Annotated in this window: 17 protein-coding genes and 1 tRNA gene; 10 read left to right on the forward strand and 8 right to left on the reverse strand. The window is 33.1% G+C overall.

From position 1 onward, the window contains the following. Positions 1-48 precede the first annotated feature (48 nt). The 4 genes from dnaJ to hisS all read right to left on the reverse strand — a co-directional run bounded on the left by dnaJ (position 49) and on the right by hisS (position 4,025). A complete protein-coding gene (dnaJ, locus tag OIU83_RS02360) occupies positions 49-1,164 on the reverse strand; it encodes a molecular chaperone DnaJ (protein WP_264204679.1) in 1,116 nt (371 codons plus the stop codon). A gap of 96 nt (positions 1,165-1,260) precedes the next feature. Further along, positions 1,261-1,839, reverse strand: coding sequence for a nucleotide exchange factor GrpE (locus OIU83_RS02365; RefSeq protein WP_264204680.1), 579 nt, complete (start codon positions 1,837-1,839; stop codon positions 1,261-1,263). 383 nt (positions 1,840-2,222) lie between these two features. Next, a tRNA-Trp gene (locus OIU83_RS02370) sits at positions 2,223-2,293 on the reverse strand. 304 nt (positions 2,294-2,597) lie between these two features. Next, the gene (hisS, locus tag OIU83_RS02375; RefSeq protein WP_264204681.1) at positions 2,598-4,025 is read right to left on the reverse strand and encodes a histidine--tRNA ligase; all 1,428 of its coding nucleotides are present in this window, start codon (positions 4,023-4,025) and stop codon (positions 2,598-2,600) included. A 155-nt stretch (positions 4,026-4,180) separates the two neighbouring features. Between hisS and OIU83_RS02380 the strand changes: the two genes are divergently transcribed. Further along, positions 4,181-5,425 (forward strand): ABC transporter permease, encoded by a 1,245-nt coding sequence (locus tag OIU83_RS02380; protein WP_264204682.1) that lies wholly within the window; start codon positions 4,181-4,183, stop codon positions 5,423-5,425. A 428-nt stretch (positions 5,426-5,853) separates the two neighbouring features. Here the strand turns inward: OIU83_RS02380 and prmC are convergent, their stop codons facing one another. Genes prmC through OIU83_RS02395 form a run of 3 tightly spaced genes read right to left on the reverse strand, consistent with a single transcriptional unit; the run spans position 5,854 to position 8,038 of the window. Continuing rightward, the gene (gene prmC, locus OIU83_RS02385) at positions 5,854-6,708 is read right to left on the reverse strand and encodes a peptide chain release factor N(5)-glutamine methyltransferase (RefSeq protein ID WP_264204683.1); all 855 of its coding nucleotides are present in this window, start codon (positions 6,706-6,708) and stop codon (positions 5,854-5,856) included. Positions 6,709-6,738: 30 nt separating this feature from the next. Further along, on the reverse strand, positions 6,739-7,548 hold the full coding sequence (locus OIU83_RS02390; protein ID WP_264204684.1) for a hypothetical protein: 810 nt from the start codon (positions 7,546-7,548) through the stop codon (positions 6,739-6,741). 4 nt (positions 7,549-7,552) lie between these two features. Next, on the reverse strand, positions 7,553-8,038 hold the full coding sequence (locus OIU83_RS02395) for a GNAT family N-acetyltransferase (RefSeq protein WP_264204685.1): 486 nt from the start codon (positions 8,036-8,038) through the stop codon (positions 7,553-7,555). A gap of 107 nt (positions 8,039-8,145) precedes the next feature. Here OIU83_RS02395 and ribD point away from each other — a divergent pair, with 107 nt between their 5' ends. The 3 genes from ribD to OIU83_RS02410 are packed head-to-tail and all read left to right on the forward strand — an operon-like array spanning position 8,146 to position 10,438. Next, positions 8,146-9,201, forward strand: coding sequence for a bifunctional diaminohydroxyphosphoribosylaminopyrimidine deaminase/5-amino-6-(5-phosphoribosylamino)uracil reductase RibD (gene ribD, locus OIU83_RS02400; RefSeq protein WP_264204686.1), 1,056 nt, complete (start codon positions 8,146-8,148; stop codon positions 9,199-9,201). Next, positions 9,194-9,796 carry an HAD family hydrolase gene (locus OIU83_RS02405; RefSeq protein WP_264204687.1) on the forward strand — a complete coding sequence of 201 codons (603 nt, stop codon included), beginning with the start codon at positions 9,194-9,196 and terminating at the stop codon, positions 9,794-9,796. The genes ribD and OIU83_RS02405 overlap by 8 nt, the downstream gene beginning before the upstream one ends. 9 nt (positions 9,797-9,805) lie before the next feature. Further along, the gene (locus OIU83_RS02410; RefSeq protein ID WP_264204688.1) at positions 9,806-10,438 is read left to right on the forward strand and encodes an IMPACT family protein; all 633 of its coding nucleotides are present in this window, start codon (positions 9,806-9,808) and stop codon (positions 10,436-10,438) included. A gap of 31 nt (positions 10,439-10,469) precedes the next feature. On the opposite strand, the gene OIU83_RS02415 is transcribed toward OIU83_RS02410, so the two are convergent. Beyond that, positions 10,470-10,874, reverse strand: coding sequence for an acyl-CoA thioesterase (locus tag OIU83_RS02415; protein ID WP_264204689.1), 405 nt, complete (start codon positions 10,872-10,874; stop codon positions 10,470-10,472). Positions 10,875-11,059: 185 nt separating this feature from the next. On the opposite strand from OIU83_RS02415, the gene dnaA reads away from it, so the two are divergent. From dnaA to OIU83_RS02445, 6 genes are all read left to right on the forward strand, one after another. Beyond that, entirely contained in the window at positions 11,060-12,487 is a 1,428-nt protein-coding gene (gene dnaA, locus OIU83_RS02420; protein WP_264204690.1) for a chromosomal replication initiator protein DnaA, read from the forward strand. 7 nt (positions 12,488-12,494) lie between these two features. After that, on the forward strand, positions 12,495-12,968 hold the full coding sequence (locus OIU83_RS02425) for a low molecular weight protein-tyrosine-phosphatase (RefSeq protein WP_264204691.1): 474 nt from the start codon (positions 12,495-12,497) through the stop codon (positions 12,966-12,968). A 24-nt stretch (positions 12,969-12,992) separates the two neighbouring features. Then, positions 12,993-13,718, forward strand: a complete 726-nt coding sequence (locus OIU83_RS02430; RefSeq protein ID WP_264204692.1) for an SAM-dependent methyltransferase — start codon at positions 12,993-12,995, stop codon at positions 13,716-13,718. A gap of 352 nt (positions 13,719-14,070) precedes the next feature. Beyond that, complete coding sequence (locus OIU83_RS02435) at positions 14,071-14,601, forward strand: hypothetical protein (protein ID WP_264204693.1); 531 nt, start codon at positions 14,071-14,073, stop codon at positions 14,599-14,601. A 148-nt stretch (positions 14,602-14,749) separates the two neighbouring features. Further along, positions 14,750-15,877, forward strand: a complete 1,128-nt coding sequence (locus tag OIU83_RS02440; protein WP_264204694.1) for a methionine aminotransferase — start codon at positions 14,750-14,752, stop codon at positions 15,875-15,877. Positions 15,878-15,954: 77 nt separating this feature from the next. Further along, a complete protein-coding gene (locus tag OIU83_RS02445; protein WP_264204695.1) occupies positions 15,955-16,836 on the forward strand; it encodes an SDR family oxidoreductase in 882 nt (293 codons plus the stop codon). Positions 16,837-16,975 lie beyond the last annotated feature (139 nt).

The raw sequence follows: 16,975 nt of genomic DNA on the forward strand, positions 1-16,975 counted from the left end.
GATGGGTTTGTAAATTAATTGTAACGTTTTATAAAAGATAAGATGTGTTTATGAAAACATATCTTTTACTTTTTCAAAGAATGATTTATCCGATTTCTCAGGATTAGGAATAAAATGTTCATCATTTAGAGCATTTTCAAAAAATTGCTTTTGCTCTTTGCTCAATGTTTTGGGCGTCCAAACATTTACATGTACCAATAAATCTCCGTTTCCGTATCCATTGATACTTGGAATTCCTTTCCCTTTCAATCTTAGGATTTTTCCTGATTGAATTCCTTCTTCTAATTTAATTCGTACTTTTCCGTTAATTGCTTCAATATCTTTTGAGATACCTAAAACAGCTTCTGGGAAGCTTATGTATAAATCGTAATGTAAATTTTCGCCTTCGCGTTTCAGGTATTCATGTTCTAGCTCTTCAATTGCAACAATTAAATCACCTGGAACACTATTTCCCGGAGCATCGTTTCCTTTGCCCGAAACTTTAAGCTGCATCCCATCAGTAACTCCCGCAGGAATTTTGATTGATACAGTTTCATCTTCCTGAACCATTCCTTGCGAATCTGCTTCAGAAGGCTTTTTATCTAATATCTGACCAGAACCTCCACAAGTTGGACAAGTCGAAGCCGATTGCATTCTACCTAAAATTGTATTAGTCACACGCATTACCTGCCCTTGACCGTTACAAGTAGAACATGTTTTATAAGTAACCCCTTTGGCTTGAACCTTACGTTTTACTTTTACTTTTTTCTCAACTCCATTTGCAACCTCTTCTAAAGTTAATTTTACTTTAATTCTAAGATTACTTCCTTTCGTACGACGAGGGCCTCCGCCTCCACCGCCTCCGAAACCACCAAATCCGCCTCCGAAGATGTCACCAAACTGACTGAATATGTCATCCATATTCATACCACCATGACCACCACCTCCAAAACCACCTGAACCATCAAAAGCTTGATGTCCATATTGATCGTATTTGGCTTTTTTATTAGGGTCGCTTAAAACTTCATATGCTTCTGCAGCCAATTTGAAGTTCTCTTCTGCCTGTTTGTCGTCCGGATTTTTATCCGGATGATATTTTAACGCACATTTACGGTACGCTTTTTTAATCTCGGCAGCATCCGCATTTTTTGAAATGCCTAATATTTCGTAAAAATCTTTTTTCATAATTGTTTAAATTCCAAAAAACAAAACCCAGTAAATAACTCAATTCTGAAGATTCAAAACTATTTATTTGGGATTTGGGAGTTATAATTTGTTATTTTAGTTTCCGATAACCACTTTAGGGAAACGAATAATTTTGTCTCCTAGTTTGTATCCTTTCTCAAGTACATCAACAATCTTACCTTTCAATTTCTCTGAAGGCGCTGGGATTTGAGTAATTGCTTCAGCATAATCCGCATTAAATGCATCACCAGGTCTTACTTCTACCTGCTCTAATCCTTTAGATACTAATGTATTTTTTAACTTCTCATAGATTAACTCTACTCCTTTTGTTAAAAGCTCATCTTCCGATTTGTTGATTTCAACCAAAGCTCTGTCAAAATCGTCTAAAACAGGAAGCATTGCCAATAATACTTCTTGATTAGCTGTTTTAAACAAATCAATTCTTTCTTTTGAAGTTCTTTTTTTGTAATTTTCAAATTCAGCAAACAAACGCAAGAATTTATCTTTCTCTTTCGCTAGGTCTTGAGCAAGTTGTTCTTCTACACTTAATTCCTCAATAATAATTTGTTCGCCATTGGCATTATTTTCTAACGTTACGTCATCTATTTCTTGATCGATTTCTGTATTCTCCGTAGTCATATTACTTTTATTTTTAAAAATATTCTTAAACTTCATTTTTTATTCTTTTCTATGGATTGCAAAAGTACTGCCAAATCTTATAAAATGTCAAATTGTCATCTTTTGACATTTTCTTATTTGATTTCTACTTCAATCTGTAAATCTAAACCTATTTATTCTCATAAAAAATTAGTATAATTTTAAGATAATTGCAATTTGGATTAAATATATTTGATATATTACAAAATAAAAATTATTACCTATCAAAATTGAATTTAAGGTTAGCCTCGGCTTTATAATAAATTATTAATTCAACTTTACCTTATATTAAAAAAAGCTTCGCCTGATAGACGAAGCTTTTTTTTATGCTTTTTACTGTAACTTTACAAAAGCCTCTGATAAATAATTAATAACAGTCGTTATTTGATATATTTTTATTGCACGGGCGGAGGGATTCGAACCCCCATCAACGGTTTTGGAGACCGCTATTCTACCCTTGAACTACGCCCGTAACTTAAGGTCGCAAATTAAACGCTTTTTTTTCTTTCTCACCAATTATTTCACGCAAATTTAAAAAGATTTAAGCCGACAAACCCTAATAATTCATTAACTCAATCACCTCCAGAACTTTGTGAATTTTGCATTCTTTAATCAAAACAAAAGCTTTGTGAAATAACCGCAAAGGTCGCCAAGATTTTTAAAAGTATGATTTTATAAAAACATAAAGTTCGCAAAGCTTTGTGTTGATCTAGCTTTGCGAACTTTGTATTTTCTATGCGTGAAATTAAACCTTAGCGCACTTTGCGATTAAATTATTAAGCCAATAATGCTTTCTTCAAACCTTCTAAATCAACTGAAATTTGTTCGCCCGTTAATAAGTTTTTAAGCGAGTACATATTAGATTCTATTTCTTGCTCTCCCGCAATAACAGCAAAAGGAATCATACGTTTATCAGCATGCTGAAACTGCTTTCCTACCTTTACATTATCCGGATATAACTCTACTTTTATATTTTCTTTTCTTAATTCCTGAATCGCTTTAAGCGCATAAAACGCCTCTTTATCACCGTAGTTTATAAACAAAGCTTTAGACGTTGCTGTAACTGTTTCAGGAAACAATTGCAATTCCTCAAGCACCAAATAAATACGATCTAAGCCGAAAGAGATTCCAACACCACTCATGTTTTTCAAACCAAAAACACCCGTTAAATCGTCGTATCTTCCACCACCACCAATAGAACCCATGGCAACAGTTTTTGGCGCTCCTATTTCAAAAATAGCTCCTGTATAATAATTAAGTCCACGAGCAAGCGTAACATCAAGATCTAAAATTGCCGTAGACAATCCTAAATTAGATACGTTATCACAAATAAATCGCAGCTCCTCTACCCCTTTCATTCCTTCCTCAGAAGAAGCTAATAAATCTGAAAGCTGATTAATTTTATCCGAAATTGTTCCTGTAAAACTAAATAATGGTTGCACTTTTACAAGCGCTTCTTCCGAAATTCCTTTCTCCATCATTTCTTTTTTCACACCATCTTCGCCTATTTTATCAAGCTTATCTAGTGCTACCGTAAAATCAATTAATTTATCCGAAGCACCAATAACTTCAGCAATTCCAGATAATATTTTTCGGTTGTTTATTTTTATCGTAACACCACTTAAACCCAAAGAAGTAAAAACAGTATCATATAATTGTACCAACTCCACTTCCTGCCATAATGATTTAGAACCAACCACATCGGCATCACATTGAAAAAACTCTCTGTAACGTCCTCTCTGAGGTCTATCAGCTCTCCAAACTGGCTGAATTTGATACCTTTTAAAAGGGAATTCAATTTCATTTTGGTGCTGCACTACATATCTTGCAAACGGAACTGTTAAGTCGTAACGCAATGCTTTTTCAGAAATTCTCCCTGTAAATTTATTCAACTCAATTCTTTCATTGATATCAATTTTTTCAGCAGAATTAACTTGTAAAGATTCTATAGATTCCGGTAATTCAATTTTGTTTTTATTGAAGAAAAAATTACCTGAGTTCAATATTTTAAAAATCAAACGATCACCCTCTTCACCATATTTCCCCATTAAAGTATCGGAATTTTCAAAAGATGGTGTTTCAATCGGTTGAAAACCAAACTTCTCAAAATTATTTTTTATGGTTTGAATAATATATTGACGTTTTGACACCTCTGCAGGCGAAAAATCTCTTGTTCCTTGTGGAATACTTGGTTTCGAAGCCATTTCTCTTTGATATTTTAAATTTCTGATTTTAGACTTTAGATTTGCTTTCGAAATCTTAAATTCTAATCGAGTGCAAATATCTCACTTTTTAAAATAAATAATGACTCTTCTAAAACAAACTTGTAACAAAAATTGTATTTTCGTGACAAACTAGTATGATGCTAAAACTATTCAAAGAAAATATTCGAATTGCATTTGGTTCCATTCGAACACAATTATTACGTACCATTCTTACCGTCTTAATTATCGCAATTGGCATCACCGCTTTAGTTGGAATCTTAACCGTAGTTTCCGCCTTAGAAAACACTATCTCTACCGATTTTGCTTCTATGGGAGCAAATACCTTCAATATCAATCAATACGAAAACGAAGTTAGAAACCGTGGCGGAAACGAAAGAGAAGTTATAAACCCTATTATTTCATATCCCGAAGCCGTTGCTTTCAAGAATAAATTTAAATATCCATTTACCGAAACATCGCTTTCTTTCACAGCAACTTCTACAGCCGAAGTAAAGTACCAAGCTACCAAAACCGATCCCGAAATTAAAGTTCTCGGCGTTGACGAACATTTTATTAGTAACTCAGGCCTGGAAACTAGTATCGGTAGAACTTTCAACCAATTTGATATTGAAAACAACACTTATGTATGTGTTCTTGGTTCCGATTTCATGAAAGGATTATTAAAAGATGTAAACCCAATCGACAAAATAATTTCTATACGTGGTGCACGTTTTAAAGTTATTGGCGTACTAAAAGAAAAAGGCTCCACATTTGGAAACAGTCAGGATTTACGAGTATTAATTCCTATACAGGTAGCGCGTTCCTTATTTACTGCTCCAAACATAAATTACACGATAAGCGTAATGGTTTCCAAAAAAGAATTATTGGATCAAGCCATCGACAACGCAACAAGTACCATGCGTCGCGTTCGAAATTTAAGCCCAATGCGTGACAACAATTTTGGAGTAGTACGTAGTGACGATCTTATCAATCGTATTCTCGGCATCACAAAATATCTTGGTTGGGCATCATGGATTATTAGTATAATCACCATTTTAGGCTCATCAATTGCCTTAATGAATATCATGATTGTATCGGTAACAGAGCGTACCCGCGAAATCGGTGTTCGTAAAGCATTGGGAGCCAAAAAGACAACCATCGCAGTTCAGTTTTTTATCGAAACTTTACTCATCGGACAATTAGGCGGCTTGGTCGGAATCGTTCTGGGAATTCTAGTTGGTTTTGCATTTGCTACAGCAATGAAATTCGTATTTGTAATTCCGTGGGCAGCCATATTCGCCGCTTTTGGAACTAGTTTTATGGTTGCCATTATTTCCGGACTATATCCCGCAATAAAAGCCTCCAAACTAGACCCTATCGAAGCTTTGCGCTATGAGTAGTATTCAGTCTCAGTTTTCAGTTACAGTACACAGCTTAACTATTTCACTAAAAGTTTGCAGGAGCACAACATAATCGTTTCATAACACGGACAATCCCGCTTTCGTTCCAATCTTTTATCTTGAAAAAATCAAGATAAAAGGATTTCCACTGCAATCGGGGCTATTCTACAACTTACATTTTCAAGTCATATTCATCCTGCAGTGTTTTTTAACCTTGTAGATATAAAGTAAATCATAGAAGAATCTACTTTTTTATATTTTCCTTAAAAGCCCCACCCCAATAAAATACAAACCTTGCTTACATGTGCTTACATCACTTACATGGTTTAAAAATAAAGTTCTACCTAAAAGTCCACACAACTAGATACCTACAAGGTTAAAAAAACCTTGCAGGATAAAGACCGAAAAATGAAACTGTGACTAAAAACTTATTTAACACAAAAAATCATCCTGTCATTATCGTAAATATCTTTACGCAATTCGATGTTTTTAAAGCCTAAATTCTCAAGCAATTTAACCGTTTCCTTTCCTAAATACTGATTGATTTCAAAATAAAGACTTCCGTTTTTTCTTAGATTCGTTTGTGCGAGTTCAGCTATTTTTCTGTAAAAAATAAGCGCATCATTATCCTCCACAAAAAGCGCCAAATGCGGCTCATAATCTAATACATTCTTCTTTATTTCTTCTTTTTCAAGATTCCTTACATAAGGTGGATTCGAAACAATAACATCAAACTCCTGCATTAAATCTTCGGTTTCCAGAATATTCTGAAGCAAAAAAGTAACCGAAACTCCATTAGAAATAGCATTTCTTTTGGCAGTAGCCAAAGCATTCTCCGAAACATCAATAGCATAAACCTGCGCATGAGGAAGATTTTTAGCCAGCGAAATTGCAATACATCCGCTTCCTGTACCTATATCCAGAATTTTGAGACCATTAGATTTCCCAACATTTAAATTCTCTTTAATAATCCACTCAACCAATTCTTCCGTCTCTGGTCGCGGAATCAAAACATTTGAGTTTACCTCAAAATCCAATCCGTAAAAATTCGTTTTCCCTAACAAGTATTGTATCGGAATCTCTTTTTTTAATTCAGAAACTAGGATACTCCAATCTGCAATTTCTTGTTCCGAAAAAGACAGATCCGGATTTAAAGCTAAATCTATTTGCTTAAGATTTCGTTTCACTTCTAGAATTAAATAGAAGAAACTCTCCACTTCCAAAACATCATAAATTCCCGAAAGCTCTTGAATAAATTGCGTTCTGTATTGTTTTATTTTCATTTTATACTTATTGTTTAAAAACAGGCTTAATTAGCAATCAAATCCTACTGCAATTTCAGAAACCTTTTCCATCGCCTCACCGCTTTTAGCTTTAGACGAAAGAAATAAAATCACTCGCTCCTCTTCATAATTTCTGTTTGCACTAAAAATAAAATCTAATTTCCCATCGTTATCAATATCTCCTGCAAAAAGCAACTCTACAAAAGTATCGTTAAACGATTGCTCCGCTAAAAGTAATTTTTCAGTAGTATTTCCCGTAGTTAGATAAAGCTTATAATTTTCAACCTTCTTAAAAACTTCTTCTGTATTATTATCCGTAGAAACCATTTCAGAAGAAAGAACTTTACCTTCGGCACGCAAAATATAATTAACATTATTAAATACAAAAGTCACTTTTTCATCAGGCCAAACTTTATCTTCTTCAATTTTTAAAGATTTTATTTTCCCTAATTTCAAACTAGGATAATCCATAAAAATAATAGTCTTATTTTTAGAAACAATTGATTTTAATGAATCTCCTGTACACTCATCGAATCCTTTTTCAATTTTAAAACTTGCTTTTCCCAAATAATATTCGCCGTTTTGTTCGTATAAATCAATCCACTTTTTATTTAAAGAAGTAGCAGAATTTTTACCTTCAGAGCTTCGATAGCTTCGTGGTAACAAAATATCAAAGTCATTTTTAAAATCTCCATTCGAAACAACCTTGTCCTGTCGAAGAGAATCTTTAATAACCGATTTCTCAACAACTTCGATAGCCTTTTCACCTTTTACTTCTTTAGAATCTTTACAAGAAACCAAAACAGAAAGTAAAAAAATCCCTGTAATTAAATTTTTCATAAGCTTATAGATTTTTCAACATCCACACCGGACACGAAGTATGACCTGTGCTTCCCATTGGAGCATCAAGATATTCAAAACCTGATTTTTTATATAATTTTTGAGCCGCATGCATAAAAGGCATCGTTTCGATATAACATTTTTCAAAACCAAAATCCTTGGCACTTTGCAAACATTCCTCCATCATTTTACTTCCTATGCCCAGTCCACGAGTTTCCGGCAAAAAGTACATCTTTTGTAATTCACAAATTATTGGTGCTTCATTCTCCAAGGGAGCAACTCCTGCACAACCTACAATTTTACCATCGTTTTCAACCACATAATAAACCGATTTAGACTTATTATATTCTTCAAACATTAAATCCAAATAAGGATCTTCATATGCCGTTCCTACCTTCGGGATATTCAACTCATCAAAAACAGCTCTTATTAATCGTGCTACAGCCTGATTGTCTTCTTTTATTATTTTTCTAATAATCCAATTTTCCATTCCTTCTTATTCTGTCTTGTTAAAAGTACAAAAGTAAATATACTTTATTGTAATTTTAGATAGATTCAAAACTAAATCATAAACTCAAAAATAACTACTTTTGCATTGTGAATATACATGAAAAATACATAAAACGCTGCATTCAGCTTGCCAAAAATGGTTTAGGAACTACATATCCAAACCCAATGGTTGGCAGCGTAATTGTTTATAATAACGTCATTATAGGAGAAGGCTGGCACAAAAAAGCAGGTGAACCTCATGCCGAAGTAAATGCTGTAAATTCGGTAAAAGATAAATCATTACTCAAAAAAGCAACTATTTATGTGAGTTTAGAACCTTGCAGTCATTTTGGAAAAACGCCGCCTTGTTGTGATTTGATTATTGCAAACGAAATTCCGAATGTTGTCGTTGGAACCGTTGATCCAAACGAAAAAGTTGCTGGAAGAGGAATTAAAAAACTCCTCGAAGCCGGAAAAAATGTAACCGTTGGAATTCTGGAAGAGGAATGCAATGAACTAAACAAACGTTTTTTTACTTTCCATCAACAAAAAAGACCTTATATAATCTTAAAATGGGCCGAAAGTAAAGATGGATTTATATCTCCCGAAAAAAATACTGACATCATTTTAAAAAGAGAACCCATCTGGATTACCAATTTATATTCGAGACAATTGGTACACAAATGGCGAAGTGAAGAACAAGCTATTTTGGTAGGGACCCAAACAGTTATTGATGATAACCCAAAACTCAATACACGCGATTGGGCAGGAAAAAACCCTGTTCGCATAGTTTTAGATCAGAACAATCGCATTCCAAAAGACAGTCATATTTTTAATAATGATGTTAAAACTATTGTATTTACAAAATCCAAAATTGTCATTGAAAAAGAAAACCTTATCTTTGAAGTAATTGATTTTAAACAAAATATAATTCAACAAATACTTTCTGTTTTATATCAACACCAAATTCAGTCGATTATTATCGAAGGTGGATTACAAACTTTACAAACCTTTATCAATACCAATCTTTGGGATGAAGGGCGCTTTTTTATCGGAAACACATATTTTACCACAGGCACTAAAGCTCCTATAATTACTGGTAAAAAATTAAAAAAAATAAACATTGGCAACGACGAATTAATACAAGTTAGAAACCATGATTGACACTATTATTTTTGATTTTGGAGATATATTTATCAACCTCGATAAACAAGCTACCATTGATGGACTAAAAAAACTTGGCCTATCAGATTGGAACTCTAATTTAGAACAGCTGAATATTAAGTTCGAAACAGGCAACATTACGCCCGAAGAATTTATATCCGGATTCCAAAAAGAAATTCCGAATGCTTCCACAAAACAAATCCTGAATGCATGGAATGCAGTTTTGTTAGACTTTCCTTTATACCGATTGGAATTTTTACAAATGCTATCCGAGAAATACAGGCTGTTTTTGTTAAGCAATACTGATTCTATCCATATCAAGACATTCGAACATAAAACTGGAGTTTCTTTTTACAGTGATTTCTATCAATGCTTTGAAAAAGTTTATTTTTCCTTCGAAATCGGAATGAGAAAACCAAATCTCGAAGCCTTTAATTACATTATCAATAAACACGACTTATCACCAAAACGAACTTTGTTCATTGATGACAAAATCGAAAACACTAATGCCGCAGCCGAATTAGGTCTTCAAGTATGGAACTTGCAAGTAGGTAAAGAAGACGTCGTGGATTTATTCGACAAAAAAATAATTTAAAAAACAATCTTGGAATTTAAAGATACGTACCAAACTATAGCATTTCCTTCAGAAGAAGTATTGTATAAAGAAAAGAGTAGTAAATTTTTCGGCTATGCTTACCCAATTACTTCCGAAGAAGAAGTTAAACCAATAATTGAAACCCTAAAAAAACAACATCCTAGTGCCGTACATTATTGTTATGCCTATCAATTGGGTATTGAACCATCAATAAGCTACCGAGCCAATGATGATGGCGAACCAAGCAACACAGCTGGCATGCCTATTTATGGTCAAATACAATCTTTTGGCGTAACAAACGTTCTTTTAGTTATAGTTCGTATATATGGCGGAATTAAACTAGGCGTTGGAGGACTAATCTCTGCTTACAGAACTACTGCTCAAATGGCATTGGAAGCTTGCGAAATTATTGAAAAAACGATTGATGTGCAGTTTTTAATCTCTTTTGATTACAAAAACATGAATAAAGTAATGCGAGTAATCAAAGAAAAAAGATTGGAGATTGTCTCACAAGAAATGGAAATCAATGAAGATTCCGGGCTCCCAATTGGCAAAATTACGGTCCAAATACGCAAAAAAAATGCCGAAATGATATTCGACATTTTTGATTCAATGTTTGAAATAGAAATAAAATCATGCTAAAATCACTTTCATTTAAGGTGAATTTTAGCAATTATTCAATCTTTTTAAGAAGTTCCAAAATATAGTCTGGAGGAGCCATTGGACGACCCGTTTTTAAGGACACAAAAACCAAAATAAAGACAGCAGTTGTTAATAACTCATTTGCTTCGTTATAAATTGCGCAATCAAATTCTATCTTAACAGACGACTGACTTTTAAATGTCGTATGCACTGTTAATAACTCATCATAACGTGCCGATTTTTTATAATTAATGTTCATAGAAACGATTGGCAACCCCACCCCGCTTTCCTCCATGATTTTATACGAAACTCCTTTGTTTCTAAGCCATTCCACACGTCCAATTTCGAAATAAGGGATATAATTCCCATGATAAACGACTCCCATTTGATCCGTTTCTGAGTAACGAACACGTACTTGAGTTTGATGATTTTTCATTATTTATTTATTAAAAAAAATTAATTTTAAAAGCCTCCCTTACAACAATATTTTAGAAAATTACCTCCCTAAATATTTTTTTTTAACGAAATTTGTTCACATATTTGTTATCTTGAAAAATGACAAATATCTAACCTCGTTTTTATAAGGGAAATATTATCAATACATATAATTTATTTGAATCTATGACTAAAACTGCACAATCGGTATGGGAAAACTGTTTGTCTTTTATAAAAGACAACATTCAAGATCAAGCGTACAAAACTTGGTTTGAACCAATCAAATCAGTTGAGCTCACCGACAACGCGTTATATATTCAAGTTCCAAGTAAATTTTTCTACGAATGGCTGGAAGAACACTACGTTAAATTACTTAAAGTAGCCCTTACCAAAGAACTCGGAAAAAATGCAAAGTTACTCTATAAAATCAAAATGGAAAACACTTATGGTAACAAACAACCGTTTACGGAACAATTGCCAAGTGCCAATAGAGGACCAATGAAACCCCAAGATGTTGATGCTCCGTTTAAAAACTTAAATCCTGAATTAAAAAATCCTTTTGTAATTCCTGGAATCCGTAATTTAAAAATAGAGTCTCAATTAAATGCAAACTATAGTTTTGATAATTTCCTTGAAGGAGATTCTAACCGTTTAGCTCGTTCTGCAGGTATGGCTGTTGCCAATAAACCTGGAGGAACATCATTTAATCCATTATTGATTTTTGGTGGAGTTGGATTAGGAAAAACACACTTAGCTCATGCAATTGGTGTTGAAGTAAAAGACAAATACCCAGAAAAAACGGTTTTATATATTTCTGCCGAAATTTTCACCCAACAATATATCGACTCCGTAAAAAAGAACAATCGTAATGATTTCATTCACTTTTATCAGTTAATCGATGTTTTAATTATTGACGATGTTCAGTTTTTATCTGGAAAATCAGGTACACAAGACGTTTTCTTCCATATCTTTAATTACTTACATCAAAATGGAAAACAGGTAATCTTGACTTCAGACAAAGCACCTGTTGACATGCAAGACATTGAACAACGTTTATTGTCTCGTTTTAAATGGGGATTATCTGCAGAGTTACATCAGCCAGATTACGAAACTAGAATTTCTATCTTAAAAAATATCTTATATCGTGATGGTGTTGAAATACCTGAAGATATAATCGAATACGTAGCACGCAACATTAAATCTAATGTACGTGAACTTGAAGGAGCGATTATTTCATTAATTGCACAATCTTCTTTCAACAAAAAAGAAGTAACGATTGAATTGGCTAAAAGTGTAGTCGAAAAATTCGTTAAAAATGTAAAAAGAGAAATTTCTATAGATTACATCCAAAAAATTGTCTCCGATTATTTCCAGTTGGATATTGAAACACTTCAATCCAAAACTAGAAAAAGACACGTCGTTCAGGCAAGACAATTGGCTATGTTCTTCGCTAAGAAATTTACCAAAGCATCTTTGGCAAACATTGGCTCACAAATCGGTGATCGCGATCACGCAACCGTATTACATGCTTGTAAAACAGTCGACAACTTAGTCTCTACAGACAAACAATTCAAAAAATTTGTCGAAGACATCAATAAAAAATTAACGCTATAAACGCACCATGCCCGTAAAAATATTAATGGTCTGCTTGGGTAATATTTGCAGATCACCATTGGCCGAAGGAATATTAGCTTCAAAATTACCAAAAGACATTTTTTTTGTCGATTCAGCCGGAATGGGCTCTTGGTATGTTGGTCGTAATCCTGACGAACGTTCTATTGCTGTAGCAAAAAAAAATGGTTTAGATATCTCAAATCAAAAAGGAAGACAATTCAATACATCCGATTTTGATACTTTCGATTATATCTACGTCATGGATAGTTCTAATTATGATGACGTTATTGCATTGGCAAAAAACCAAGAACAAAAAGACAAAGTTCAACTTATACTGAACGAATTATTCCCTTCTGAAAATGTCGATGTTCCCGATCCATATTACGGCTTACCAAATGGCTTTAACTCCGTTTACGAAATGCTGGATGAAGTTTCTGAAGTAATTGCCCAAAAACTAATTACAAAACACCAACAGCATTAGTCCTATAAATTTAAAATCAAACTCATGAAATCAAGTGCTTTATTAGGAAAACTATATTTGATCCCAACAACGTTAGGCGAAAGTGATCCTATGGATGTTTTACCACAAACAATAAAGAGAAGTATTGATTTTATAGATCATTATATTGTCGAAAATGAGAAAACAGCACGAAAATCCATAAAAGCAGTTTCTCCAGAAAAAAAACAATCAGATCTTATTCTTTTCACACTTAATAAACGCACCGAAAACAGCGAACATTTAGACTTCATAAAACCTTTATTAGAAGGTAAAAATGTTGGATTAATGAGCGAAGCGGGTTGTCCTGGTGTTGCCGATCCTGGTGCTGTAATTGTAAAATTGGCACATGAAAAAGGAATCCAGGTAGTACCACTTGTAGGCCCATCTTCTATTTTATTGGCTATGATGGCTTCTGGAATGAACGGACAAAGTTTTACTTTCAATGGTTACTTACCAATAGACAAAGACGAGAAAAAATCGGCATTAAAACATTTTGAAAAATTATCACAAGACAAAAATCAATCTCAAATTTTTATTGAAACTCCATACAGAAACAATAAATTAGTCGAAGATATTCTGCAAATTTTAAATCCAGCAACACATCTTTGTATTGCTACAGATATTACTTTACCAACCGAATTCATAAAAACTATGCGGGCTGCCGATTGGAAAAAACTAAAAGTTGATTTACATAATAGACCGACTATTTTTATTATACATAAAATGCAATAACAAACGTTAGTGCAAAATCTCTATCGCTATTATTTGAATTTGTTTTTTTCAATTACTAAATATCACGCGGCACTTTCTTCTTATGTAAGAACATTGATAATTACAACATATTTTCTTCCTAAAAAGCAACATTCAAATTCCTTTAAATTAACAATACATAAAGATATTCTTAACTCTTATACATTAGTAAAAAGATTATTTTTATTGATCTAAAAATAATTATTCAAAACACTAATTTTTAATGATTTAACTAACAACAAACATCATCAAAAAGGGGAAGAAAAAAGAAACCTTCATATATTTTAAATCATTAAAATTAACCTAAACAATTAATATTTTAAAAATAAATATCATGAAAACATTTCTTTTTTTATTATTATTTTTTAGTTTAACGACGAATTCTTTTGCTCAAGATGAAAATATTACACGTTCAAAAGAAGGCGAAATTAAAATGATCGATTTACCTGCTGTTGTAATTAAAAGCGTAGGAAAGGATTTTTCTATTTACTTACCAGACAGAAATCCCGATGAAAATGTTAGAGCACTTCAAGAAAAGTTTATTTCTTATAATTTAGGAAAAGACTATGAAGGCTATGATGAATACTTAGTAGTCTTAGAAGACCCAAAAGGCTCCTTATCTGCAACCTATAATAAAAACGGAAAACTAACCCACGTAATTGAAAATTACGAAAATGTGCAGCTTCCCGGTAAAGTAATTTACTCTATTTATAAAGAATATCCTGGATGGACAATTGTAAAAGATAAATTCCTTTATACACAAAAAGAAGGAGATATTGAAAAAAAAGAGTACAATCTCAAAATCAAAAAAGATAACTCTATTCTTAAAATTGTCGTAAAATCTAATGGAGAGATTATAAAATAACATAATTCAAAAAAAAAAGACATTAAAAAACAACTATTGACAAATAGTCCTTTTTTAATGTCTTTTTTATGCTTCTAAAAAACAAAAAAACACTCAATTTATTATAAAAACAAGTACTTTTATAATAACAATTTCGGCAACAAAAATTATGAGTAAACTCCCAAATGTTAGCACTAGTATTTTTACAATAATGTCTAAAATGGCAACCGAATATAATGCAATTAATCTTTCGCAGGGATTTCCGAATTTTCCTGTAGACGAAAGATTGACAGATATTATAGCAAAACTAGCCAAAGAAAATGTGCATCAATATACACCAATGGCAGGTTATCCGCCGTTGATGAATCAGATTGCAAAATTAGTTCAGAAATCATACAACAGAACCATCATTCCTGAAACAGAAATTCTGATTACCGCCGGCGCAACTCAAGGAATTTTTACCTCGATTTTGGCTTTAGTAAAAACGGGGGATGAAGTTATTATTTTGGATCCGAGTTATGATTCTTACGAATCTCCAGTTCTTCTTTGTAATGCAAAACCCATTCGAGTAGCTTTAAACGACGATTACACACCAAATTGGCAAACTATCGAAAAAGCTTGTTCTACCAAAACAAGAATGATAATAATTAATAATCCGCATAACCCGACAGGGAAAATTTTAGCGGAAGCAGATTTTGTACAATTAGAAAATATTCTTAAAAAATACCCAGACCTATTAGTATTATCTGATGAGGTTTATGAATACATCACTTTTGAAGAAAAACACATCTCGGCACATACCCGTAAGCAACTTTTAAATCGTTGTATTATGATTTCTTCTTTCGGGAAATCATTCCATATTACAGGTTGGAAAATTGGTTATGTAGTAGCGCCAGAACATTTAATGATAGAAATTAAAAAAGTACATCAGTTTTTGGTTTTTAGCGTCAACAGCATTTGTCAAGTTGCAATAAGCGAATATCTGGATATTGTCGACGTAACCAAACTTGGCAAATTCTATCAGGAAAAACGAGACTACTTTAAGCAATTATTATCAAAAAGCCGATTTGAATTAAAACCATGCCAAGGAACCTACTTTCAGGTAGCGTCCTATGAATCAATTTCCGATGAAGATGATGTTACTTTTTGCAAAAGATTAATAACCGAATATGGAGTCGCTGCAATACCGATTTCAACTTTCTATGCCAACGGAAAAGATTTAAAACTAATCCGTTTTTGTTTTGCCAAAGATAATACTACACTCGAGGCTGCTGCCGAAAGATTATGCAACATTTAGTATAAACTAAAATTAACACATTTATTATGCATGCATACTATTTAATTCTTATATTTACTTTTAAAATTTAAAAAATCATGAGTTATACAGATAAAATGTTAAGAGACGATGCTTTAAAAGGCAAAGTAATAGTAGTAACTGGTGGCGGAAGTGGTCTGGGAAAAGCCATGACTAAATACTTCCTGGAGTTAGGTGCTCAAGTCGCAATAACATCTAGAGATTTAGAAAAACTAAAAAGTACAGCTACAGAACTTGAGTCTCAAACTGGTGGAACTTGTTTACCGCTGCAATGTGATGTTCGTCATTACGAAGAAGTAGAAAACATGCTGCAAGAAGTTTTAAAAGCTTTTGGAAAAGTAGATGTATTATTAAACAATGCTGCCGGAAACTTTATTTCACCAACCGAGAGATTATCTGCTAATGCTTTTGACACAGTTATCGACATTGTATTAAAAGGTTCCAAAAACTGCACACTAGCTTTCGGAAAACACTGGATTGATACTAAACAAACATCAGCTACGGTTTTAAATATCGTAACTACTTATGCCTGGACAGGATCGGCTTATGTTGTACCAAGTGCTACTGCAAAAGCTGGCGTTCTAGCTATGACAAGAAGTCTTGCTGTCGAGTGGGCAAAATACGGAATCCGTACCAATGCCATTGCTCCTGGCCCATTCCCTACAAAAGGTGCTTGGGACAGATTACTTCCCGGAGATCTTTCGGAAAAGTTTGATATGGCAAAAAAAGTACCATTAAAACGTGTGGGTGACCATCAGGAATTAGCCAATTTAGCTGCATACTTAGTTTCAGATTTCTCTGCCTATGTAAATGGTGAAGTAATTGTTATCGATGGTGGTGAATGGTTAAAAGGTGCCGGACAATTTAATTTATTAGAAGCAATTCCAGAAGAACTTTGGGATCAGCTTGAAATGATGATAAAAGCAAAGAAAAACAAATAATAAGTGCTTACTAAAATCAGGTATTCAAAAAAATCACTGATTGCACAAAAGGTCTCAACTACTTTGGTAATTGAGACCTTTTCTTTTGAGGATCATGCGGGTTTTTATTCAAAATCAAAAAAATAAATAAAGCACAAAT

The sequence above is a fragment of the Flavobacterium shii genome, from assembly GCF_025847235.1.
In the GTDB taxonomy this organism is placed as follows: Bacteria; Bacteroidota; Bacteroidia; order Flavobacteriales; family Flavobacteriaceae; genus Flavobacterium; species Flavobacterium shii.

Bases quoted from the DNA above. Each gene is read 5' to 3' on its own strand.
- OIU83_RS02415 (WP_264204689.1), bottom strand. From the start codon at position 10,874: ATGAAAAATCATCAAACTCAAGTACGTGTTCGTTACTCAGAAACGGAT.
- OIU83_RS02425 (WP_264204691.1), top strand. From the start codon at position 12,495: ATGCCCGTAAAAATATTAATGGTCTGCTTGGGTAATATTTGCAGATCA.
- OIU83_RS02440 (WP_264204694.1), top strand. From the start codon at position 14,750: ATGAGTAAACTCCCAAATGTTAGCACTAGTATTTTTACAATAATGTCT.
- hisS (WP_264204681.1), bottom strand. From the start codon at position 4,025: ATGGCTTCGAAACCAAGTATTCCACAAGGAACAAGAGATTTTTCGCCT.
- OIU83_RS02445 (WP_264204695.1), top strand. From the start codon at position 15,955: ATGAGTTATACAGATAAAATGTTAAGAGACGATGCTTTAAAAGGCAAA.
- OIU83_RS02435 (WP_264204693.1), top strand. From the start codon at position 14,071: ATGAAAACATTTCTTTTTTTATTATTATTTTTTAGTTTAACGACGAAT.
- dnaJ (WP_264204679.1), bottom strand. From the start codon at position 1,164: ATGAAAAAAGATTTTTACGAAATATTAGGCATTTCAAAAAATGCGGAT.
- OIU83_RS02405 (WP_264204687.1), top strand. From the start codon at position 9,194: ATGATTGACACTATTATTTTTGATTTTGGAGATATATTTATCAACCTC.
- OIU83_RS02395 (WP_264204685.1), bottom strand. From the start codon at position 8,038: ATGGAAAATTGGATTATTAGAAAAATAATAAAAGAAGACAATCAGGCT.
- prmC (WP_264204683.1), bottom strand. From the start codon at position 6,708: ATGAAAATAAAACAATACAGAACGCAATTTATTCAAGAGCTTTCGGGA.
- dnaA (WP_264204690.1), top strand. From the start codon at position 11,060: ATGACTAAAACTGCACAATCGGTATGGGAAAACTGTTTGTCTTTTATA.
- OIU83_RS02390 (WP_264204684.1), bottom strand. From the start codon at position 7,548: ATGAAAAATTTAATTACAGGGATTTTTTTACTTTCTGTTTTGGTTTCT.
- OIU83_RS02380 (WP_264204682.1), top strand. From the start codon at position 4,181: ATGATGCTAAAACTATTCAAAGAAAATATTCGAATTGCATTTGGTTCC.
- OIU83_RS02365 (WP_264204680.1), bottom strand. From the start codon at position 1,839: ATGAAGTTTAAGAATATTTTTAAAAATAAAAGTAATATGACTACGGAG.
- OIU83_RS02430 (WP_264204692.1), top strand. From the start codon at position 12,993: ATGAAATCAAGTGCTTTATTAGGAAAACTATATTTGATCCCAACAACG.